Genomic DNA, 20,889 nt, shown 5'->3' with positions numbered 1-20,889 from the left:
TCCAGCGAAGATGTGATGCGTCGCCGTGCGACGTTGCTGCAACGCATGCACATTGATGGCCCCTTGCTGATCCTGCTGCTGACCCTGGCGGCCGGCAGCCTTTTTGTACTGTATTCGGCCAGCGGCAAGAACTGGGACTTGCTGATCAAGCAGGCGTCCTCGTTTGGCCTGGGCCTGCTGTCGATGGTGGTGATCGCCCAGTTGGAGCCGCGCTTCATGGCACGCTGGGTGCCCTTGGGGTATGTCGCCGGCGTGTTGCTGCTGGTGGTGGTGGACGTCATGGGCCACAACGCCATGGGGGCCACACGCTGGATCAACATCCCCGGGGTGATTCGCTTCCAGCCGTCGGAATTCATGAAGATCCTGATGCCGGCCACTATTGCCTGGTACCTGTCCAAGCGCACCTTGCCGCCGCAGCTCAAGCACGTGGCGATCAGCCTGATCCTGATTGGCGTACCCTTTGTGCTGATCGTGCGCCAGCCGGACCTTGGCACCTCGTTGCTGATCCTCGCCGGTGGCGCGTTCGTACTGTTCATGGGCGGATTGCGCTGGCGCTGGATCCTCAGCGTGCTGGCCGCCGCCGTGCCCGTGGCGGTGGCCATGTGGTTCTTCTTTATGCACGACTACCAGAAGCAACGGATCCTGACGTTCCTCGACCCGGAGAGCGACCCGCTGGGCACCGGCTGGAACATCATCCAATCCAAGGCGGCCATCGGTTCCGGCGGGGTATTTGGCAAGGGGTGGTTGCTGGGCACCCAGTCTCACCTGGACTTCTTGCCCGAGAGCCATACCGACTTCATCATCGCGGTGATGGGCGAAGAGTTCGGCCTGGTGGGCATTTGCGCATTGTTGCTGATCTATCTGCTGTTGATTGGTCGCGGCCTGGTGATCACGGCCCAGGCGCAGACGCTGTTCGGCAAATTGCTCGCCGGCAGCCTGACCATGACTTTTTTTGTTTACGTTTTCGTCAACATCGGTATGGTCAGTGGCCTGCTGCCGGTGGTTGGGGTGCCGTTGCCATTCATTAGCTACGGCGGAACTTCGCTGGTGACATTGCTGTCAGCGTTTGGGGTTTTGATGTCGATTCATACGCATCGCAAGTGGATCGCACAGGTTTGAATAAGGTGAAGATGTCAATGCAAGTAATGCGCGGCTGGGCGACTCGGCATGCGACCTGGATGGGCCTGATCGGGCTGCTGGGGGCAACGCAAGAGGCGCAGGCCGGTGACTACGATGGCTCTCCCCAGGTTGCCGAATTTGTCGGTGAGCTGACCCGCGACTACGGTTTTGCCGGTGAGCAACTGATGGGCGTGTTCCGCGAAGCCCAGAAAAAGCAGGCGATCCTCGACGCCATTTCCCGGCCCGCCGAACGCGTCAAGCAGTGGAAGGACTATCGCCCGATGTTCCTCACTGATGCACGCATCGCCCGCGGCGTGGATTTCTGGCGCCAGCACGAGGCGGTACTGGCCCGCGCCGAGCAAGAGTACGGCGTGCCGGCGCAGGTGATCGTCTCGATCATCGGCATCGAAACCTTTTACGGGCGCAATACCGGCAGCTACCGGGTGATCGACGCCTTGTCGACCCTGGGCTTCGATTACCCGCCCCGTGCCGAATTCTTCCGCAAGGAACTGCGCGAATTCCTGTTGCTGGCCCGCGAAGAGCAGGTCGACCCGCTGAGCCTCAAGGGCTCCTACGCCGGGGCGATGGGCTTGCCGCAGTTCATGCCGAGCAGCTTTCGGGCCTACGCGGTGGATTTCGACGGTGACGGGCACATCAATATCTGGAGCAACCCCGACGATGCCATCGGCAGCGTGGCCAGCTACTTCAAGCGCCACGGCTGGGTGGGCGGCGAGCCGGTGGTTATCCGCGCCGATGTCGCGGGCGAGCACGCCGACGAGGGCCTGACCCAAGGTATCGAACCGGTCAAGACCGTCGGGGAGTTGCGAGCGCTGGGCTGGTCGAGTCAGAATGCGCCACGCGACGACATGCCGGTGACGGCATTCCGCCTGGAAGGCGCAAATGGCCCTGAATACTGGATGGGCCTGAAGAATTTCTACGCAATCACGCGTTATAACCGCAGTGTGATGTACGCCATGGCCGTGCATCAGCTGTCAGATGAGCTGGTTCAAGCACGGGGCAACAAGTAATGCGGGTATCGCCGTTCAAAAAACCGCTCAAGCTGGTGGCGTTCGCCGCGTTGTCCTTGTTGGTAGCCAGTTGCTCCACCACGCCTAACCGTGCGCCGGCCAAGAAGGCCGGCGGCGCGGTCGTGCGCGCCCAGCCGGGCCTGGACATCAACCGCGCGCACAAAGACGGCGCGCCGTGGTGGGATGTGGATGTGTCGAAAATCCCGGACGCCACGCCGACCCTGCACACCGGCCCCTACAAGGCCAACCCCTATACCGTGCTGGGCAAGAATTACTTCCCGCTGCAGGAATCCAAGACTTACGTGCAGTCGGGCACCGCGTCCTGGTACGGCACCAAGTTCCATGGCCAGAACACCGCCAACGGCGAAGTGTATGACCTGTATGGCATGAGCGCGGCCCACAAGACCCTGCCGCTGCCCAGCTATGTTCGCGTCACCAACCTGGACAACAACCGCACGGTGATCCTGCGGGTCAATGACCGCGGGCCGTTCTATTCGGACCGGATCATCGACCTGTCCTACGCCGCCGCCAAGAAGCTTGGCTACGCCGAAACCGGCACCGCCCGGGTGAAAGTCGAAGGCATCGACCCGGCGCAGTACTGGGCCCAGCGCGGCAAGCCGGCGCCGTTGATGCTCAACGAACCGGCTACCCCGCAACCGCAAGTGACGGCCTCGACCGGCAAGATCGAGCAGTGGACGCCGCCGCCGGCGCAACATGCTCCGGATACCGTCGTCGTCCCTCACGCGGCACCGGGCGCCTCGATGGCGGGCGGGCAATACCTGCAGGTCGGCGCTTTCGCCAACCCGGATGCGGCAGAACTGTTAAGGTCCAAGCTCAGCGGTATGGTCAGTGCGCCAGTCTTCATCAGCTCCATCGTGCGTAACCAGCAAACGTTGCACCGTGTGCGCATGGGCCCGATCGGCTCGCCGAGCGAAGTGGCGCAAGTGCAGAACAGCGTACGCCTGGCCAACCTGGGGCAACCTAGCGTGGTCACCGCAGAATAAGTAACGCATTGATGGCTCGGGGGCGTCTGCGTGCCCGAGCCCTGGTTGTTGGCTCGTTGAACAATAAAAACCCAGGGGCAAGGGGTGAGCGGGCAACCGAACACGTGACAGTCTGGAAGCGGGCTGTCTGAATAGTTTTGCCCGCGAGGGCAAGTTTCCATAAGCAATTTCGAGAGACGGATGAACATCACCACCTTAGCCAAACGCACGTGCCTGCTTATCTCGCTGATCATCACCCCGGCCGCCTGGGCGGTTGAAATGGTGCCGGCCTCCCCGCAACTGGCCGCCAAGTCGTGGGTCCTCATGGACGCCGCCAGTGGCAACGTGCTGGTCGAAAACGGCGGTGATGTACGCCTGCCGCCTGCCAGCCTGACCAAGCTGATGACCGCCTACATCGCGACCCTGGAAATCCGTCGCGGCCAGATCGGCGAAAACGACCCGGTTACTGTCAGCGAAAACGCCTGGCGTACCGGTGGTTCGCGGATGTTCATCAAGGTGGGTTCGCAAGTGACCGTGAGCGACCTGCTGCACGGCATCATCATCCAGTCCGGTAACGACGCCAGCGTCGCCCTGGCCGAGCACATCGCCGGCAGCGAAGACGCCTTCGCCGACATGATGAACAAAACCGCCGGTGAGTTGGGCATGACCAACAGCCACTTCATGAACCCGACCGGCCTGCCGAACCCGGAGCACTACTCGTCGGCTCATGACATGGCGATCCTGGCGCGCGCCATCATCCGCGTTGACCCGGTGCACTACGCGATCTACTCCCAGAAGGAATTCTTCTGGAACAACATCAAGCAGCCTAACCGCAACCTGTTGCTGTGGCGCGACAAGACCGTCGATGGCCTGAAGACCGGCCACACCGACGAAGCCGGCTACTGCATGGTGTCGTCCGCCGTACGTGATGGCCAGCGCCTGATCGCCGTAGTATTCGGCACCAACAGCGAGCAGGCCCGTGCGGCCGAGACGCAAAAACTGCTGACTTACGGCTTCCGCTTCTTCGAAACCCAGACCTTCTACCAGAAGGGTGCTGAACTGGCGACCGCGCCGGTGTGGAAGGGCTCGACTTCGCAAGTCAAGGCCGGCCTGGCCGACGACCTGACCCTGACCATGCCTAAAGGCCAGCTGAAAAAGCTCGCCGCCAGCATGACCCTGAACCCGCAATTGGTTGCGCCAATCGCCAAGGGTGATGTGATCGGTAAGGTCGAAGTGAAGCTGGACGACAAGGTGGTGCACAGCGCCGACCTGATCGCGCTGGACGCTGTCGAGGAAGGTGGTATCTTCCGCCGCGTATGGGATAGCATCCGTCTATTCTTCTACGGCTTGTTCAACTGATTGTGTGCACCTGCAAAGCCCCGCGTTGATCCAACGCGGGGCTTTGCCCGTCGCCACGGCTTAGCGCTTACGAGGCTGTTCTGCCATGACCGATAAAGACGTAGAAGTAAAGGCGCCAAAGATCGAATTTCCTGTGACGGATTATCCCGTCAAGGTGATCAGCGATACCGGTGTCGGCCGCAAGGACAAGATTCTCGAAATCGTGCGCAAGCACGCGACGATCAACGACAACCGCGTGGACGAGCGCCAAAGCTCCACCGGCAAGTACACCACGATCCAGTTGCACATCGTTGCGACCGATCAAGACCAACTCTACAACATCAACAGCGAACTGCGAGCCACCGGCTTCGTGCATATGGTGCTGTGATGTCGCAAGTCCTGGGCTTTCGCGAGCTCGGCCGGATGGCATACGAGCCGGTCTGGCATGCCATGCAGCGCTTTACCAATGAGCGCGGCACCTCGGCCCCGGATGAAATCTGGCTGGTGGAACACCCGCCGGTCTTCACCCAGGGTCAGGCCGGCAAGGCCGAGCACTTGCTGCTGCCGGGTGATATTCCGGTGGTGCAGGTCGACCGAGGGGGGCAAGTGACTTACCATGGGCCCGGTCAACTGGTGGCTTACCTGCTACTGGACGTGCGCAAGCTGGGGTTTGGCGTGCGCGACCTGGTCAGCCGCATGGAAACGTGCCTGATCGAGCTATTGGCCAGTTACGGCGTGACCGCCGTGGCCAAGCCCGATGCACCGGGTGTGTACGTGGATGGCGCGAAAATCGCCTCCCTGGGGCTGCGCATTCGCCACGGTTGTTCCTTTCATGGCCTGGCCTTGAATGTGGACATGGACCTGGCGCCGTTCCGGCGCATCAACCCGTGCGGTTACGCCGGGCTTGCGATGACCCAGTTGAGTGAGCATGCAACATCCATAGAATTTGCCGAGGTAAGTGCCCGGCTGCGCGCGCAGCTCGTCAAACACCTCGACTATGCAGAGCAGACGACCCTGACGGGCGGAATCGATTGATATGACTACTGATGTTGTGCAAACCATGATCCCGACGCTGGACATCACTGAGCGTCCAGCCCCGGCCCCGCGTGCCAAGGTGGAAGCCGGCGTCAAGCTGCGCGGCGCCGAGAAGGTTGCACGCATCCCGGTCAAGATCATCCCGACCACCGAACTGCCGAAGAAACCTGACTGGATTCGCGTGCGCATCCCGGTTTCGCCGGAAGTCGACCGTATCAAGTCGCTGCTGCGCAAACACAAGTTGCACAGCGTATGCGAAGAAGCCTCCTGCCCGAACCTGGGCGAGTGCTTCTCTGGCGGCACCGCCACGTTCATGATCATGGGTGACATCTGCACCCGTCGCTGCCCGTTCTGCGACGTCGGCCACGGCCGTCCGAAGCCGTTGGACGTCAACGAGCCAGAAAGCCTGGCCATCGCCATCGCCGACCTGAAGCTCAAGTATGTGGTGATCACCTCGGTAGACCGCGACGACCTGCGTGACGGTGGTGCCCAGCATTTTGCCGACTGCATCCGCGAGATCCGCAAGCTGTCGCCGAACGTGATGCTCGAAACCCTGGTGCCGGACTACCGTGGCCGGATGGACGTCGCCCTGGACATCACCGCTGCCGAGCCGCCGGATGTGTTCAACCACAACCTGGAAACCGTGCCGCGCCTGTACAAGGCTGCACGCCCGGGTTCGGACTACCAGTGGTCGCTGACCCTGCTGCAGAAATTCAAGCAGATGATGCCGCACATCCCGACCAAGTCCGGCTTGATGCTGGGCCTGGGTGAAACCGACGAAGAAGTCATCGAAGTCATGAAGCGCATGCGCGAACACGACATCGACATGCTGACCCTGGGCCAGTACCTGCAACCGTCCCGCAGCCACTTGCCGGTGCAGCGCTTCGTGCACCCGGACACCTTCGCCTGGTTCGCCGAGGAAGGCTACAAGATGGGCTTCAAGAACGTGGCCTCGGGCCCGTTGGTGCGGTCTTCGTACCACGCCGACGAGCAGGCCAAGCTGGTCAAGGCGAGCCTGGTTTCGTAAGCCGCCCCCAGAATCAATGTGAAATGCTGGCTTGTGTGGGAGCTGGCTTGCCTGCGATAGCATCACCTCGGTGTCACTGATACACCGAGGCGCTTGCATCGCAGGCAAGCCAGCTCCCACATTTCGTTCTGCGTCATATAGGGAGAACCATGGATGACCGCCGCCGTACCTGCACTGCGCCCCGAAGGCACCTTCGGCCTGATCGCCCCCGCCGGCCCCGCCGCGCTGGATGTTGAAAAAGCCGGGCAATGGATGCGTGCCCGTGGCTACCAATTGCACATTTTCCCCGGGGTGTACGAGCACGACGGCTACCTGGCCGGCAGCGATGAAGTGCGCGTGCGTGATTTGCATGCCGCCTTCGCCAACCCCGATATCGATGCCATCCTTTGCCTGCGTGGCGGTTACGGCACGCCCCGTTTGCTCGACGCCCTAGACTTCGACCTGCTGCGCGCCAACCCGAAGCCGTTCGTGGGCTACAGCGATATCACCGCCTTGCATCTGGCCATCAACCGCTATGCGGGCTTTGTGACGTTCCATGGCCCGATGCTCAACGCCGACCTGCTCGGCGGCAAACAGCCACCCACCGAATCCTCCTTGTTCAGCCTGCTGCGTGGCCAGCGGGGCGCCGGCAGTGTGCTGCCGCACCCGATGCCCTACCCGTTGACCACAATCGAGCCAGGTGTGGCCTGTGGGCGCTTGCTGGGGGGTAACTTGTCGATGATCGCCGCGGTCATGGGCACGCCTTACGAAATAGACGCTGACGGCATCATCCTGTTTATCGAAGACGTCAACGAACCGCTCTATCGCATTGACCGTCTGCTGACCCACCTGCGCCTGGCTGGCAAGCTGGCCCAGGTCGCCGGTGTGCTGGTAGGGGATGTGGCTGGTGTGGATAGCGGGGCGTTGGCACGTCTGCTGAAGCAGTCCTTTGAGCCGCTGTGCATTCCAGTGCTGGCAGGCTGGCGCAGTGGGCATTGCGACCCGAACCTGACATTGCCGATGGGCGCCTTGGTGCGCCTGGATGCGGGGGAGCAGCGTGTGGTGTTGGAGCAGGATGTAGTGTTCAAGGCCTGATCGTTCCCACGCTCTGCGTGGGAATTCCTTCAGTGACGCTCTGCGTCACCCTCTTCAGCCGCGGACGCGGAGCGTCCAAGGCAGCGCTCCCACGCAGAGCGTGGGAGCGATCACTTCAGCGGTTCTGCAGCGACTCCAGCAACTTCACCGTCGGATACCCATCCGCCGGCCAGCCCAGTGCCTGCTGCGCAGCCCGAATCGCCTTGCGCGTGTTGGCGCCAATAATCCCGTCGGCATTACCCGCGTCATAGCCTTTGGCGCTGAGCGCCGTCTGCAGGTCTATGCGTTGCGAACGGCTCAGCGGCAGCTCATCCTTTGGCCAACTGCCCCGAATCACACCGCCACCGCCAAACCGCTCCGACAGCAAGCCAACCGCCAGTGCATAGGACGACGAATTGTTGTACTTGAGGATCGCGCGGAAGTTATCCAGCACCAGGAACGCCGGGCCACGGTAGCCGGCCGGCAGCAGCAGGGCGGCGGACAGCTGGTCGACATTGGCCGGCAGGCTCACGCCAGGCGGCAGTTGGATGCCCAGTTGCAGCCATTGCGCCACGGTCTTGCGCACGCCGCCATCGGCCAGGCTGTAGTCGAAGCCCGACGGCAGCGGCTGTACTTCAACGCCCCACGGCTGGCCTTTCTGCCAACCGGAGCTTTGCAGGTAATGCGCGGTGGAGGCGAGGGCGTCGGACGGGCTGTTCCAGATATCGCGGCGACCGTCACCGTCGAAGTCCACGGCATGGGTGTTGTAGGTGGTCGGGATGAACTGGGTCTGGCCCATCGCCCCGGCCCAGGAACCTTTCATCTGGTCGGCCTGAATATCGCCATGCTGGATGATCTGCAGCGCGGCCAGCAACTGCGCTTGCGCAAAGGCCGGACGACGTCCTTCATAGGCGAGGGTGGCCAAGGAGCGGATCACCGAGTTATTGCCCTGGAAAGCGCCGAAGTTGCTCTCCATGCCCCACACCGAGACCAGCGCCTGGCGGTCGACGCCATAGCGTTGCTCGATGCTTTGCAGAATATCGGCGTACTTGACCAGCAGTGCCTGGCCATTGCGCACGCGCACCGGCGACAGTGCTCCGTCGAGGTATTCCCACACTGGGCGGGAAAATTCCGGTTGGCTGCGGTCGGCGCGAATCACCGCCATATCAGGTGTGACGCCGGCAAAAGCGTTATCGAACACGGCCGCAGTGATCCCGGCCTGCAGCGCTTGCGCACGGAAGCCAGCTTGCCATTCGGCAAAGGTCTGGGTCGGCTGGATATCGAGATTGTCCACCGCCAACGGGGCCACCACGGCAGGCGCGATAGCCGGGGCCGTCTGGAGCTTGGGCAGGGGTTGAGCGTCCGCAGCGGTAGGTTTTTCGGCGCAGGCGACAAGCAGAATGAGGCTGGAGGCAGCGATCAATTGGCGCAGGTGCCAATGACGAGAAAGACGAGAGGGCATGCACAGGTCCAGGGGTTACAAATCAGGTACAGACCTTATCATGCCAGAGGGGCGCTTGCCTTCAGGCAGCCAGAAAGTAAGAAGCCTCCCAGCTATTAGACTGGAAGGCTTCGCGGCGGTAGCTGCCTTTGCCTTTGCCGGCGCGTTCCTGGCGGCTGCGGAACAAGGGCTGGGCGATGATGGATTTGGCCTTGTTGGGGCCATGCTTGGATGGTTTTTTGCTCATGGTGGATTCTCTCGCTTGAGGGTGGAATGCAGCGGTGCAAATCATCTGCCGAAGTGGGCCGGCTGTAAAGCCCGTCGATAGGTGGGAAATGTCGCAAATAGGCAGTGGGCAGAGTCAATGTGGGAGCAGGCAAGCCAGCTCCCACAGGGTTTTGTGCCGTTGTACAGAGGTGGTTATTCGGCAGGCAACGCCAGGCGCTGGCCAGCCATCAACAGCGACAAGCGGCTCAGGCTCATCCACGGCGAGCCGGCCGCCTGGCCTTTGATCTGTGCGTCGATGCGCTGCGCTTCCAGTAACAGTTGCGCCCAGCGTTGCGCCGAGTGCCGTTGCAGGGCTTTGCTCATCAGGGGTTTGCGTTTGTCCCACACCGGCGGCCTGGCCTGGCTGAAGCATTTGTCCAGCGGTGTGCCTTGGCTGTATTGCAGGGCAATGTTCGCCAGCACCCGCAGCTCACGGGCCAGTGCCCACAGAATCACCGGCGGTTCCACTCCTTCGCCACGCAGGCCTTCGAGCATGCGCAGGGCGTGGGCGGGCTCGCCGTTGAGGATGGCGTCCACCAGGCCGAACACATCAAAGCGTGCGCTATCGGCCACTGCGCCTTGCACGGTTTCGACGGTGATCTGCCCGTCTTCAGCCATCAACTTGAGCTTTTCGATCTCCTGGGCGGCGGCAAGCAGGTTGCCCTCGACCCGAGCGGCGATCAGTTCCACGGCATCCTGTGTCGCCGCCAGCCCTGATTGCGACAGGCGCTGACGAATCCACTGCGGCAACTGGTTGCTGTCCACCGGCCAGATCTGGATGAACTGAGTCTGTGGACCTTCAACCAGGGCCTTGCCCCACTTGGTTTTCTGCGCGCTGCCGTCGAGCTTGGGCAGGCTGACCAGCAGCACAGTGTCTTCGGCGGGGCGCGAGCAGTATTCCATCAGGGCCGCCGCGCCTTTATCGCCCGGCTTGCCCGAGGGCAGGCGCAGTTCGAGCAGGCGTTTTTCGGCAAACAACGACATGCTCGCGCCAGCTTGCAGCAGCGTGCCCCAGTCGAAACTGGCGTCAGCACTGAACACCTGGCGTTCATCGAAACCTTGCTGGCGTGCGGCGGTGCGGATAGCGTCGGCCGCTTCCTGGCACAGTAGCGGGTCGTCGCCGCTGACGATGTACACAGGCGCAAGGCCACCTTGCAGGTGTTTGGCGAGTTGGGCGGGGGCAAGTTTCATAGGCAGGGCGAACGGGGCGCCAGGGGCGCCCCGTCTGGCTTACTCGACAGGGACTTCAACAGGCGACTGTTTCGGCGTGTTGTCTTCATATTCCTGCGCGGCTTTCAGGGCGTCGGCATCAGCCTTGGCCTTGTTGTCGGCCACTTGCTGCAGCTCAGCCAGTTTTTCCGGAGTGAGCATTTGCAGGCGAGTCATCATGCGCTGGATCAGCTCACGACGCATTTCCTTGCGCACCTGGATGGTCTCGGAGTCCGAACCCACCAGGTTGTTGCCATCGTGGCTCACCACTTTCTGCACCTGGATCTTGTCACCCATCAACGGCAACTGATCACGGCCTTGTATTTCGAACATCAGCGCCGTGTTCAACTCGACGTCGGACGCACGGCCAGCACTCGCGTAGCTGATATTGCGCTGGGTTTCGCGCTCATCCGTCAGGATCAGTTTGTAGGTCGCGCCGTTGTACACGTGCACACCGCTGTTTTCCAGGGTCTGGCGCAGCTGGGTGACGGTTTCGCCGTAGGCGTTGCGGGCGCTGACGTCGAGTTCCTTGAGCGACAGCTCATTGGTGCCGGTGCCGCGCAGCTGGAAGCCGCAAGCGCTCAACAGCACGGCAAGGCCCATAACCAGCAGATTGCGTTTGATCATTTTGTTGCTCCCCTTGAAACCAGGTGGGCCTTCTCGGGCCCTAAAGGTTTAGTTCGGCGTGGGGCCCAAGCCCCGCGCCTGATCCGATTTAGCTGGCGACGATATTGACCAGTTTGCCAGGCACCACGATCACCTTGCGGATGGTCAGGCCTTCGGTAAAGCGCAGCACGTTCTCATTGATACGTGCAGCTGCTTCAACCTCTTCACGGCTGGCGCTGGCCGGCATGTCGATCTGGCCACGCAGTTTACCGTTAACCTGGATGACCAGTTGCAGCGTGTCCTGTACCAGGGCGCTGTCATCCTGCACCGGCCAGGCGGCATCGATGACGGCACCGCTGTGGCCCAGGCGGCTCCACAGTTCATGGCTGATGTGCGGCGTGATCGGCGCGAGCAACAGGGTAACTGTTTCCAGGCCTTCCTGGATCAGCGCACGGTCTTGTTCGGTCGCCTGCGAGGCTTTTTCCAGCACGTTCATCAGCGTCATCACCTGGGCGATGGCGGTGTTGAACTTGTGGTTCTGCCCGACGTCCTGGCTGGCCTGGCGGATAGCCAGGTGGATGCTGCGGCGCACGGCTTTCTGCTCGTCGTTCAAGGCGCCGATGTCCAGCTTGCCCGGCAGGCCCTGGCTGACATGGGCGTGGGCCAGGCGCCAGACGCGCTTGAGGAAACGGTGCGAACCTTCAACGCCAGAGTCGGACCATTCGGCGCTCATGTCAGGCGGCGAGGCGAACATCATGAACAGGCGGCAGGTGTCGGCGCCGAACTGATCGATCATCGATTGTGGGTCGACGCCGTTGTTCTTGGACTTGGCCATCTTCTCGGTGCCGCCGATTTCCACCGGCAGGCCGTCGGCCTTCAATTTGGCGCTGATGACCTTGGCCTTGCTGTCACGCTCAAGCTCGACATCCGCCGGGTTGAACCAGGTGTAGGCGCCATTGGCTTCGCGACGATAGTAAGTGTCGGCGATCACCATGCCCTGGGTCAGCAGGTTCTTGAACGGCTCATCGGAGCTCACCAGGCCTTCGTCACGCATCAGCTTATGGAAGAAGCGCGCATACAGCAGGTGGAGGATGGCGTGTTCGATGCCACCGATGTACTGATCCACCGGCAACCAATGGTCGGCTGCGGATTTCTCCACCAGGCCACCTTCATAATGCGGCGAGGCATAACGAGCGTAGTACCACGAGGACTCCACGAAGGTGTCCATGGTGTCGGTTTCACGCTTGGCCGGTGCGCCGCACTTAGGGCAACTGCACTCGTAGAACTCAGGCATGCGTGCCAACGGCGAGCCAGCGCCATCCGGCACCACGTCTTCTGGCAACACGACCGGCAGTTGGTCTTCCGGTACCGGCACGTCGCCGCAGGTTTGGCAGTGGATGATCGGGATCGGGCAGCCCCAGTAGCGCTGGCGGCTGATGCCCCAGTCGCGCAGGCGGAACTGGGTGCGCGAGGCACCGAGGTTTTTCTGGATCAGGGCAACTTCCATGGCATCGAAGGCGCCCTGGAAGTCCAGGCCGTCGAATTCGCCGGAGTTGATCAGCGTGCCGTGCTCGCCGTAGGCGTCTTGCCACGGAGCGGGGTTGGTGTCGCCCGAGCTGGTGCGCACGACCGACTTGATCGGCAGGCTATACTTGGTAGCGAATTCGAAATCGCGCTCGTCGTGGGCCGGCACGGCCATGACGGCGCCATCGCCGTAGTGCATCAATACGTAGTTGGCGACCCAAACCGGCAGTTTCTCGCCGGTCAGCGGGTGCTCGACGAACAGGCCGGTTGGCAGGCCTTTTTTCTCCTGGGTGGCGACGTCGGCTTCGGCCACGCTGCCGCCTTTGCATTCAGCGATGAACGCCTGCAGCTCAGGGTTGTTCTGTGCGGCCTGGGTGGCCAGCGGGTGTTCGGCGGCCACGGCGACGTAGGTCGCGCCCATCAGGGTGTCTGGGCGGGTGGTGAAGACCTTGAGTGCGCCCGCTTCGCCGATGGAGTCGACGTTGTATGGGAACTGCACTTCCATGCCCTTGGATTTGCCGATCCAGTTGCGCTGCATGGTCTTGACCTGTTCAGGCCAGCCCGGCAGATCGTCGAGGCTCGACAACAGTTCATCCGCGTAGGCGGTGATCTTGAAGTAGTACATCGGGATTTCGCGCTTTTCGATCAGCGCGCCGGAACGCCAGCCGCGACCGTCGATAACCTGTTCGTTGGCCAGTACGGTCTGGTCGATCGGGTCCCAGTTCACGGTGCCGCTTTTTTTGTAGATCACACCTTTTTCGAACAGGCGCGTGAACAGCCATTGTTCCCAACGGTAGTAATCCGGCTTGCAGGTGGTGACCTCGCGGGACCAGTCCACCGCCAGGCCCAGGCTGCGCAGCTGGGTCTTCATGTAGGCGATGTTTTCGTAGGTCCACTTGGCGGGCGCCACGTTGTTTTTCATCGCGGCGTTTTCTGCCGGCATGCCGAAGGCGTCCCAACCCATAGGTTGCAACACGTTCTTGCCGAGCATGCGCTGGTAGCGCGAAATCACGTCGCCGATGGTGTAGTTGCGCACGTGCCCCATGTGTAGCTTGCCGCTGGGGTAAGGGAACATCGATAGGCAGTAGTAAGTCTCCTTGCCTGGCTGTTCACTGACTTCAAAGGACTTTTGCTCGTCCCAGAAGGTTTGGGCGGCATTTTCTATTTCACGGGGCTGATATTGTTCGTGCATGGCTACTTTTGAACTGGATAGGGGTGGCCTAATCCTCTTCGGTGCACTGTCCGGGTTGTTCGACACCAAGAAGCGGCGCGTCCGTGCCCAAACCCTGCGGGAAGTGGAGTTACAGGAAGCGCCGTAGCATACATGACCCCACTCTATCGAGGGAAACCCTGATTGCGCGGCAAGGGCCGTCTGTCGCGGCACCGGGCAGGCGCAGCCACGGGGGCTACGCTGTTTAGTGGGGAGCAAGTATTTCTTCAATGAGGTGAGGGGATGGTTGAATCGCAGCGAACTTTAACGAAACCGCAGTTGTATGAAGGATTGATCGACCGTTTGGGTCGGGCATTGGATGCCGCAAGAACCGCAGGCCGATTGCGTGATGAGCGGCCTCTGGAGCTGGAGTTGCGAGGCTTGAGCCAGGCGGAACTTGAATTGATCAAGAACTACCTGGCGTTGAATCACGACCGCGCCTCCCATGGGCAGGCTTCCCCGCCCGCTCATTCGGCCAAGGTCATCTGGCTCAAAGACCTGGCGACCGGCCGCGGGCCAGAGAACTTCCGGTCCGTGCGGTGCAAGTGAGCCACGCGTTATCCGTTAGCGTTATCAAAATGTTGTCGGTAAGGATTGTTGCAAAACCCCGATGCATCTAGGCTGCGGGCATCTTTGGAGATGCCCGATGCCTTTTCGTTATTTCATTAAACAACTGTTGTTGCCGCCCGGTATTTTTCTGCTGTTGCTGGCGTGTGCCTGGTGGTTTCGCCGCAGCCGTCCACGCCTGGCGGGCTTGTGCTTTGCCCTCGGGCTGGGCGGGATGTGGTTGATCAGCCTGCCAGTGATGGTGCAGTGGGGCGCCCGTGTCCTGGAGACAGAACCACCTTTGGCCCGGGAAGACTGGGCCACCTTGGCCCAGCGTGCCGACGCGATTGTGGTGCTGGGCTCGGGGCGCGAGCGCGGTGACATTGCCTGGGGCAGCGACCAGCCCACCGGTATTGGCCTGGAGCGTGAGCGTTTTGCCGCGCGGCTGGCCAAGGCATCCGGTTTGCCAGTGCTGACCAGCGGTGGCTTGCACTACGGCACGCCGCCCAGTGAGGCCGAGCTGATGGCCGTGTCGATGCAGGATGACTTCGGTGTCACCGTACGCTGGAAAGAAGAGCGAAGCCGCACTACCTGGGAAAACGCCCAGATGAGCGCCGAGATACTCTTGCCTCAAGGCATCAAGCGTGTGGTAGTGGTGACCCAGGCCTGGCACATGCCGCGTTCGGTGTGGAGTTTTGAAAAGGCCGGCTTCACCGTGGTGCCGGGGCCGGTGGGCTTTTTGGGTGTGGACCATGGCCGACCGCTGGGTGGCTGGATGCCGGAGGTCAAGGCGGTGTGGCAAAGCGGGCAGTTGATCAATGAAGCGGTGGGGCAGGTGGGGTATCGGTTGTTTTACCGGTAGGCGCAACACAGGAGATCAAAATGTGGGAGCTGGCTTGCCTGCGATGGCGGTGGGTCAGTGAGCACTTAGGGCACTGATACACCGCCATCGCAGGCAAGCCAGCTCCCACAGGTCAGAGCGTTTTGGACATTCGTGCAGCCAGCAGAGCCCAGCCAAACAATGCCAGGCACACAATGATCAACGGCCACGAACGCCATTGCAGGTACGGCGTGAGGTTATGCATCGGCACCACCTCTCCATAGAGAATGCCACGCTCGAATTGCGGGATCTGCGCGGTGATCTGCCCAAACGGATTGATCAGCCCGGTCACGCCGTTGTTGGTGGCGCGGATCATCCAGCGGCCAGCTTCCAGGGCACGCATCTGCGCCATTTGCAGGTGCTGCAGCGGGCCGATGGAGCGGCCAAACCAGGTGTCGTTGCTGATGGTCAGCAGCAGGTCGCTCTGGGCCGACAGGCCGGCGGCGAATTCGGGGTACACCACTTCATAGCAAATGAACGGCGCAATCTGATAACCCTTGGCCTGCAGCATGGCCTGGTCAGAAGGGCCGCGGGCGAAGTCGGACATGGGCAGGTCGAAAAAGGCGATCAGCCCGCGCAACAAGTCCTGCAACGGCACGTACTCGCCAAACGGCACCAGTTTCTGCTTGAGGTAGGTGCCGTCACCTTCACCCACCACGGTGATGCCGTTGAAATAGCGCTTCTGGTGGTGCACTTCCTGGCGAATCGGTACCCCGGTGATCAACGCACTGTCCCGGTCGGCGGCAAACTTGCCCATCATGCCCAGGTAGCCCTCCACGGACTCCTTGAGCACCGGCACGGCAGTTTCCGGCCAGACCAGCAGGTCGACGCGCTGGGAACTCAGGCTCATGTCGCGGTACAGCGCCAACTGTGCATTGAGCTGGTCGGGGTCCCACTTCATGCTTTGCTCGACGTTGCCCTGAATCGCGGCCACGCTCAGGGGCGCGCCAGACGGCGACGTCCAGGCGTGATGCTTGAGCGCCAGGCCAATGGCCCAAGGTGCAACCAGCAATAACAGGCCCGCGCCGATGAAGGCATTGCGCTTGCTGGCCAGCAGACGCGGCAGGTTGCACAGCAATGCGGCGGTGAGTGCGAGGGCGAAGGAAATCAGCCACATCCCACCCAATGGCGCGAGGCCGGTCAAAGGCCCATCGAGTTGACTGTAACCGGAGTACAACCACGGGAAACCGGTAAGGAACCAGCCACGAAAGGCTTCCTGGCCGACCCACAACGCGGCGAACGTCAATGCATCCGCCAGTGGTGCTTCGTTACGGCGCAACCAGCGTGCCCATAACCAGGCGGGCAGGGCAAAGAACCAGGCGATGGCGGCGGTGAACAGCAGCATCAGGAACCCCGCCAGCAGCACCGAAGCGCCGCCGAAGTGGTGGATGCTGTAGTAGATCCAACTGGTGCCGGCGCCAAACAGGCCGAAGCCGAAACACCAGCCACGGGCCAGGGCTTGGCGGGGTGTCAGCTCCCGCAGGCCGATATAGAACAGGCCGACCGCTACCAGCGCCAACGGCCAGATATCGAACGGCGCCAGCGCCAGGGTTGTGATGGCGCCGGCCACCACGGCCAGCAAGTTACCGGGCCAGCCGGGTGCGATCATACGGCGCATGTCAGTCCTTAGCGGGCGATAGGTGTCAAACGGATCAGATGGATACGACGGCTATCGGCATTGAGGATGCGGAAGCGATACGCACCGATCTCGGTGGTTTCATTACGCTTGGGCAAATGCCCGAACGCACTCATCACCAGGCCGCCGACGGTGTCGAACTCATCGTCCGAGAACTCGCTGTCGAAAAACTCGTTGAAGTTCTCGATCGGCGTCAGCGCCTTGATCAGGAAATCACCGCTGGGCAGCGGCTTGATGTAGCTGTCTTCTTCGACGTCGTGCTCGTCTTCGATGTCGCCGACGATCTGCTCCAGCACGTCTTCGATGGTGACCAGGCCGGCCACGCCGCCGTATTCGTCAATCACAATGGCCATGTGATTGTGGTTGGCGCGGAACTCGCGCAGCAGCACATTCAGGCGCTTGGACTCGGGCACGAAGGTGGCCGGGCGCAGCAGGTCCTTGATGTTGAAGCTGTCGCCGTTCTCCTTGAGGATCAACGGCAGCAAGTCCTTGGCCAGCAGGACGCCCATGACGTCGTCATGGCTTTCACCGATCACCGGGTAGCGCGAATGCGCCGAGTCGATCACGGCCGGGAGGAATTCCCGTGGGGTCTGGGTCGCCTTGATGCTGATCATCTGCGAGCGCGGGACCATGATGTCGCGTACTTGCAGGTCAGCCACCTGGATGGCGCCCTCGACGATGGCCAGCGCTTCGCTGTCCAGCAATTTGTTTTGGTGTGCATCGCGCAGCAGCTCCAAGAGCTCCTGGCGGTTTTTCGGCTCGTGGGCAAAAGCCTGGGTCAGTTTACCCAGCCATGACTTCTGCCCGTTGCTCGATCGGTCTTCGCTCATAGCGATTACTCTAAATCCTTTGATATGACAGTTGAGTGTTGATCAGTTTTCGTCGTCTGCGTACGGGTCGCGGTGACCCAGCTCTGCAAGCAACGTTCGTTCCAGCGCTTCCATTTCCTCGGCTTCGTCATCGTCTATATGGTCGTAACCCAAGAGATGCAAGCAGCCGTGGATGACTAGATGGGCCCAATGGGCCTCAAGTTCCTTGCCTTGTTCGGCCGCTTCGCGTTCGACCACCGCGACGCAGATCACCAGGTCGCCCAGCAGCGGGATATCCAGCAATTCGTCGGGCACGTCGGCGGGGAAGGACAGCACGTTGGTCGCGTAGTCTTTCTGGCGCCAGGTGCGGTTCAGCTCACGGCCTTCGGCCTCGTCCACCAGACGAATGGTCAGCTCCGAGTCAGCGGTGCGCTGGCGCAAAGCCAGTTCACACCATTGGCGGAACTGGGCTTCGCTGGGGGCGGGCGCGTCGGTGGCCAGCTGCAGGTCGAGCTCAAGCATCGTGGCGAGCGTCCTTGGCGGGCGCGTCGTCGCGGTGTTCGAAACGCTCATAGGCTTCGACAATGCGCTGCACCAGCGGATGGCGCACCACGTCCTTGGGCATGAAGTGCGTGAAGCTGATACCCGGCACGTCCTTGAGCACCTCGATCACCTGGCCCAGGCCCGACTTGGTGCCCTTGGGCAGGTCGACCTGGGTGATGTCGCCCGTGATCACGGCAGTGGAGCCGAAACCGATACGGGTGAGGAACATCTTCATCTGCTCGACGGTGGTGTTCTGGCTTTCGTCGAGGATGATGAAGCTGTTGTTCAAGGTGCGGCCACGCATGTAGGCCAGTGGTGCGATCTCGATCACCTGGCGCTCGATCAGCTTGGCCACGTATTCAAAGCCGAGCATTTCGTACAGCGCGTCGTAGAGCGGGCGCAGGTACGGGTCGATCTTCTGGGCCAGGTCGCCGGGCAGGAAACCGAGCTTTTCGCCGGCCTCGACCGCTGGGCGCACCAGCAGGATGCGCCGCACTTGCTCGCGCTCCAGGGCATCGACAGCGCAGGCCACCGCCAGGTAGGTCTTGCCGGTACCGGCCGGGCCGATGCCGAAGTTGATGTCGTTGCCGAGGATTTCCTTGACGTACTTCTGCTGATTCAAGCCGCGGGGGCGAATCATGCCTTTTTTGGTACGCAAGGCCACGCTGGCTTCGGCCACCGGGTTATTGGCCAGGTCTTCCACAGCCGATTCCTGCAGGTACAGGTGCACGGTCTCCGGCGACAGCTCGCTACCCTTGGTTTCGCGGTAGAGGCGGCGCAACAGGTTTTCTGCAGACGTGGTGTGTTGAGGTTCACCAATGAGCTCGAACTGATTGCCGCGGTTGCGGATCTCGATGCTCAGGCGTTGTTCGATCAGGCGCAGGTGCTCGTCGAACTGTCCGCACAGGTTGGCGAAACGGCGAGCCTCAAACGGCTCGAGGATAAAGCGATGGGGTTCTGCTATGGGTGCGTTCAAGGTTGCTTTTAGCCGCCCTTTGGCTGATGAGGTGAGAGAGAGAATAACGCCAGGCGCCGGTGTGCGAAAGCACTTAAATAGCTTGGCCCCACTCTCGATAACCCTGAAGAACCCCTGTGGGAGCTGGCTTGCCTGCGATAGCGGTGGGTCAGTTGGCACATAGGGCACTGATACATCGCTATCGCAGGCAAGCCAGCTTCCACATTTTGATCTTCATCCGGTCAGCGAGATCAGTTGATCAACGAGCCACGCAACGAGTGTGGCTGCGCCGCATCAATGTGCACATCGGCAAACTGGCCGATCAGCGTGGGATTGTCGCAGCGGAAGTTGACGATTCGGTTGTTCTCGGTACGCCCCTGCAATTCACCCGGGTCTTTCTTCGAATAATCGGTGACCAGAATGCGCTGGATCGAACCGACCATTTGTCGGCTGATTTCAAAGCCCTGCTGATTGAGGCGATGTTGCAGCGCGTTCAAACGCTCTTTTTTCAACGCTTCCGGGGTTTCATCCAGCAGGTCGGCAGCCGGGGTGCCCGGGCGCTGGCTGTAGACGAACGAGTAGGAGAAGTCGAAACCGACGTCCTCGATCAGCTTCATGGTCTGCTGGAAGTCTTTCTCGGTTTCGCCCGGGAAGCCGACGATAAAGTCCGAACTGATGCAGATGCCCGGCACGGCAGCGCGCAGTTTGCGCAATTTGGATTTGTATTCCAGCGCGGTGTGGTTGCGCTTCATCGCCGACAGAATGCGGTCCGAACCCGATTGCACCGGCAAGTGCAGGTGCTTGACCAGCTCTGGCACTTCGGCGTGGGCCTGGATCAGGCTGTCGGAGAACTCCAGCGGGTGGGAGGTGGTGTAGCGGATACGCTCGATGCCATCGACAGCGGCGACCACGCGGATCAATTCCGCCAGGTCGGCCAGGCGGCCATCATCGGTCTGGCCACGGTAGCCGTTGACGTTCTGGCCCAGCAGGGTCACTTCGCGCACGCCGTTTTCAGCCAGGTGGATGATTTCCGATAGCACATCGTCAAACGGCCGGCTGACTTCTTCGCCGCGGGTGTAAGGCACCACGCAGAAGGTGCAGTACTTGCTGCAGCCTTCCATCACCGACACATAGGCGCTCGGCCCATCGATGCGCGGTTCGGGCAGATGATCAAATTTTTCGATTTCGGGGAACGACACGTCAACCTGCGGCAGCTTGGTGATGCGTGCGGCGTCGATCATCTCGGGCAAGCGGTGCAGGGTTTGCGGGCCGAACACCACATCGACATAGGGCGCGCGGTCGCGGATCGCAGCGCCTTCCTGGCTGGCCACGCACCCGCCGACGGCGATCACCATGTCCGGGTTGGCCAGTTTCAATTCGCGCCAGCGGCCCAGCTGCGAATACACACGGTCCTGGGCCCGCTCGCGGATCGAGCAGGTATTGAGCAGGATCACGTCGGCATCTTCGGCGCGGGCAGTGACTTCCAGGGCCTGGTGTTCGCCCAGCAAGTCGACCATGCGCGAGCTGTCGTACTCGTTCATCTGGCAACCGTGGGTTTCGATGTAAAGCTTCTTGGCCATGGGAATCGTCAACTGGTGGTAAAGAACCGCGCATTATAGGGGGCATGCCCATTGGTTCCTAGCGCTGTGCATCGGGTGCCATGCTATAGTTCGCGCCCTC

At 61.5% G+C, this 20,889-nt stretch carries 20 protein-coding genes; 10 read left to right on the top strand and 10 right to left on the bottom strand.

Annotated features, from left to right (window positions below; all coding sequences use genetic code 11):
• The first annotated feature begins 15 nt into the window (after positions 1-15).
• From rodA to AB4P90_RS25530, 8 genes are all read left to right on the top strand, one after another.
• Positions 16-1,119, top strand: a complete 1,104-nt coding sequence (gene rodA / locus AB4P90_RS25565) for a rod shape-determining protein RodA (protein WP_044268991.1) — start codon at positions 16-18, stop codon at positions 1,117-1,119.
• A gap of 17 nt (positions 1,120-1,136) precedes the next feature.
• Positions 1,137-2,147, top strand: a complete 1,011-nt coding sequence (gene mltB / locus AB4P90_RS25560; protein WP_020301955.1) for a lytic murein transglycosylase B — start codon at positions 1,137-1,139, stop codon at positions 2,145-2,147.
• Positions 2,147-3,151, top strand: a complete 1,005-nt coding sequence (locus AB4P90_RS25555) for a septal ring lytic transglycosylase RlpA family protein (protein WP_014720084.1) — start codon at positions 2,147-2,149, stop codon at positions 3,149-3,151. The genes mltB and AB4P90_RS25555 overlap by 1 nt, the downstream gene beginning before the upstream one ends.
• Before the next feature lie 180 nt (positions 3,152-3,331).
• Positions 3,332-4,489, top strand: coding sequence for a D-alanyl-D-alanine carboxypeptidase family protein (locus tag AB4P90_RS25550; protein WP_014720083.1), 1,158 nt, complete (start codon positions 3,332-3,334; stop codon positions 4,487-4,489).
• 85 nt (positions 4,490-4,574) lie between these two features.
• On the top strand, positions 4,575-4,856 hold the full coding sequence (locus AB4P90_RS25545) for a DUF493 domain-containing protein (RefSeq protein ID WP_005791752.1): 282 nt from the start codon (positions 4,575-4,577) through the stop codon (positions 4,854-4,856).
• Positions 4,856-5,503 (top strand): lipoyl(octanoyl) transferase LipB, encoded by a 648-nt coding sequence (gene lipB / locus AB4P90_RS25540; RefSeq protein WP_014720082.1) that lies wholly within the window; start codon positions 4,856-4,858, stop codon positions 5,501-5,503. The genes AB4P90_RS25545 and lipB overlap by 1 nt, the downstream gene beginning before the upstream one ends.
• Positions 5,504-5,528: 25 nt before the next feature.
• Positions 5,529-6,530 carry a lipoyl synthase gene (lipA, locus tag AB4P90_RS25535; RefSeq protein ID WP_161793230.1) on the top strand — a complete coding sequence of 334 codons (1,002 nt, stop codon included), beginning with the start codon at positions 5,529-5,531 and terminating at the stop codon, positions 6,528-6,530.
• Positions 6,531-6,683: 153 nt separating this feature from the next.
• Positions 6,684-7,604, top strand: a complete 921-nt coding sequence (locus AB4P90_RS25530; RefSeq protein WP_020301953.1) for an LD-carboxypeptidase — start codon at positions 6,684-6,686, stop codon at positions 7,602-7,604.
• Positions 7,605-7,719: 115 nt separating this feature from the next.
• Here AB4P90_RS25530 and AB4P90_RS25525 read toward each other — a convergent pair whose 3' ends face one another.
• The 5 genes from AB4P90_RS25525 to leuS form a co-directional block, all read right to left on the bottom strand.
• Positions 7,720-9,045, bottom strand: coding sequence for a lytic murein transglycosylase (locus tag AB4P90_RS25525; RefSeq protein WP_003194458.1), 1,326 nt, complete (start codon positions 9,043-9,045; stop codon positions 7,720-7,722).
• Between the two features lie 61 nt (positions 9,046-9,106).
• Entirely contained in the window at positions 9,107-9,271 is a 165-nt protein-coding gene (gene arfA, locus AB4P90_RS25520; RefSeq protein WP_003176285.1) for an alternative ribosome rescue factor ArfA, read from the bottom strand.
• A gap of 173 nt (positions 9,272-9,444) precedes the next feature.
• Positions 9,445-10,482 (bottom strand): DNA polymerase III subunit delta, encoded by a 1,038-nt coding sequence (holA, locus tag AB4P90_RS25515; RefSeq protein WP_003194456.1) that lies wholly within the window; start codon positions 10,480-10,482, stop codon positions 9,445-9,447.
• 39 nt (positions 10,483-10,521) lie between these two features.
• Positions 10,522-11,127: an LPS assembly lipoprotein LptE gene (gene lptE, locus AB4P90_RS25510; protein WP_014720078.1), complete on the bottom strand. Its 606-nt coding sequence runs from the start codon at positions 11,125-11,127 to the stop codon at positions 10,522-10,524.
• 88 nt (positions 11,128-11,215) lie between these two features.
• Positions 11,216-13,822, bottom strand: a complete 2,607-nt coding sequence (leuS, locus tag AB4P90_RS25505; RefSeq protein WP_032904148.1) for a leucine--tRNA ligase — start codon at positions 13,820-13,822, stop codon at positions 11,216-11,218.
• A 261-nt stretch (positions 13,823-14,083) separates the two neighbouring features.
• On the opposite strand from leuS, the gene AB4P90_RS25500 reads away from it, so the two are divergent.
• A complete protein-coding gene (locus tag AB4P90_RS25500; RefSeq protein WP_020301951.1) occupies positions 14,084-14,389 on the top strand; it encodes a hypothetical protein in 306 nt (101 codons plus the stop codon).
• A gap of 97 nt (positions 14,390-14,486) precedes the next feature.
• Positions 14,487-15,248: a YdcF family protein gene (locus AB4P90_RS25495; RefSeq protein ID WP_020301950.1), complete on the top strand. Its 762-nt coding sequence runs from the start codon at positions 14,487-14,489 to the stop codon at positions 15,246-15,248.
• Between the two features lie 112 nt (positions 15,249-15,360).
• On the opposite strand, the gene lnt is transcribed toward AB4P90_RS25495, so the two are convergent.
• The 5 genes from lnt to miaB form a co-directional block, all read right to left on the bottom strand.
• Positions 15,361-16,884, bottom strand: coding sequence for an apolipoprotein N-acyltransferase (gene lnt, locus AB4P90_RS25490; protein WP_395605466.1), 1,524 nt, complete (start codon positions 16,882-16,884; stop codon positions 15,361-15,363).
• Positions 16,885-16,892: 8 nt separating this feature from the next.
• Positions 16,893-17,732: an HlyC/CorC family transporter gene (locus AB4P90_RS25485; protein ID WP_003194444.1), complete on the bottom strand. Its 840-nt coding sequence runs from the start codon at positions 17,730-17,732 to the stop codon at positions 16,893-16,895.
• 42 nt (positions 17,733-17,774) lie between these two features.
• Positions 17,775-18,233 (bottom strand): rRNA maturation RNase YbeY, encoded by a 459-nt coding sequence (gene ybeY / locus AB4P90_RS25480; RefSeq protein WP_020301949.1) that lies wholly within the window; start codon positions 18,231-18,233, stop codon positions 17,775-17,777.
• The gene (locus AB4P90_RS25475; protein ID WP_019818064.1) at positions 18,226-19,230 is read right to left on the bottom strand and encodes a PhoH family protein; all 1,005 of its coding nucleotides are present in this window, start codon (positions 19,228-19,230) and stop codon (positions 18,226-18,228) included. Before AB4P90_RS25475 ends, ybeY begins: the two co-directional genes overlap by 8 nt.
• A gap of 230 nt (positions 19,231-19,460) precedes the next feature.
• On the bottom strand, positions 19,461-20,789 hold the full coding sequence (gene miaB, locus AB4P90_RS25470) for a tRNA (N6-isopentenyl adenosine(37)-C2)-methylthiotransferase MiaB (RefSeq protein ID WP_014720071.1): 1,329 nt from the start codon (positions 20,787-20,789) through the stop codon (positions 19,461-19,463).
• Between the last annotated feature and the right edge of the window lie 100 nt (positions 20,790-20,889).

This window comes from Pseudomonas sp. B16120, assembly GCF_044218845.1.
Taxonomy (GTDB): domain Bacteria; phylum Pseudomonadota; class Gammaproteobacteria; order Pseudomonadales; family Pseudomonadaceae; genus Aquipseudomonas; species Aquipseudomonas paracarnis.
The sequence above is the reverse complement of the archived record's forward strand: the minus strand, read 5'-3'. Positions and strand labels throughout refer to the sequence as shown.

Coding starts and splice junctions, on each gene's coding strand:
- miaB (WP_014720071.1), bottom strand. CDS start 20,789: ATGGCCAAGAAGCTTTACATCGAAACCCACGGTTGCCAGATGAACGAG.
- AB4P90_RS25500 (WP_020301951.1), top strand. CDS start 14,084: ATGGTTGAATCGCAGCGAACTTTAACGAAACCGCAGTTGTATGAAGGA.
- lipA (WP_161793230.1), top strand. CDS start 5,529: ATGATCCCGACGCTGGACATCACTGAGCGTCCAGCCCCGGCCCCGCGT.
- AB4P90_RS25545 (WP_005791752.1), top strand. CDS start 4,575: ATGACCGATAAAGACGTAGAAGTAAAGGCGCCAAAGATCGAATTTCCT.
- AB4P90_RS25485 (WP_003194444.1), bottom strand. CDS start 17,732: ATGAGCGAAGACCGATCGAGCAACGGGCAGAAGTCATGGCTGGGTAAA.
- lnt (WP_395605466.1), bottom strand. CDS start 16,884: ATGCGCCGTATGATCGCACCCGGCTGGCCCGGTAACTTGCTGGCCGTG.
- lptE (WP_014720078.1), bottom strand. CDS start 11,127: ATGATCAAACGCAATCTGCTGGTTATGGGCCTTGCCGTGCTGTTGAGC.
- AB4P90_RS25550 (WP_014720083.1), top strand. CDS start 3,332: ATGAACATCACCACCTTAGCCAAACGCACGTGCCTGCTTATCTCGCTG.
- AB4P90_RS25530 (WP_020301953.1), top strand. CDS start 6,684: ATGACCGCCGCCGTACCTGCACTGCGCCCCGAAGGCACCTTCGGCCTG.
- AB4P90_RS25525 (WP_003194458.1), bottom strand. CDS start 9,045: ATGCCCTCTCGTCTTTCTCGTCATTGGCACCTGCGCCAATTGATCGCT.
- lipB (WP_014720082.1), top strand. CDS start 4,856: ATGTCGCAAGTCCTGGGCTTTCGCGAGCTCGGCCGGATGGCATACGAG.
- arfA (WP_003176285.1), bottom strand. CDS start 9,271: ATGAGCAAAAAACCATCCAAGCATGGCCCCAACAAGGCCAAATCCATC.
- mltB (WP_020301955.1), top strand. CDS start 1,137: ATGCAAGTAATGCGCGGCTGGGCGACTCGGCATGCGACCTGGATGGGC.
- leuS (WP_032904148.1), bottom strand. CDS start 13,822: ATGCACGAACAATATCAGCCCCGTGAAATAGAAAATGCCGCCCAAACC.
- AB4P90_RS25555 (WP_014720084.1), top strand. CDS start 2,147: ATGCGGGTATCGCCGTTCAAAAAACCGCTCAAGCTGGTGGCGTTCGCC.
- ybeY (WP_020301949.1), bottom strand. CDS start 18,233: ATGCTTGAGCTCGACCTGCAGCTGGCCACCGACGCGCCCGCCCCCAGC.
- rodA (WP_044268991.1), top strand. CDS start 16: ATGCGTCGCCGTGCGACGTTGCTGCAACGCATGCACATTGATGGCCCC.
- holA (WP_003194456.1), bottom strand. CDS start 10,482: ATGAAACTTGCCCCCGCCCAACTCGCCAAACACCTGCAAGGTGGCCTT.
- AB4P90_RS25495 (WP_020301950.1), top strand. CDS start 14,487: ATGCCTTTTCGTTATTTCATTAAACAACTGTTGTTGCCGCCCGGTATT.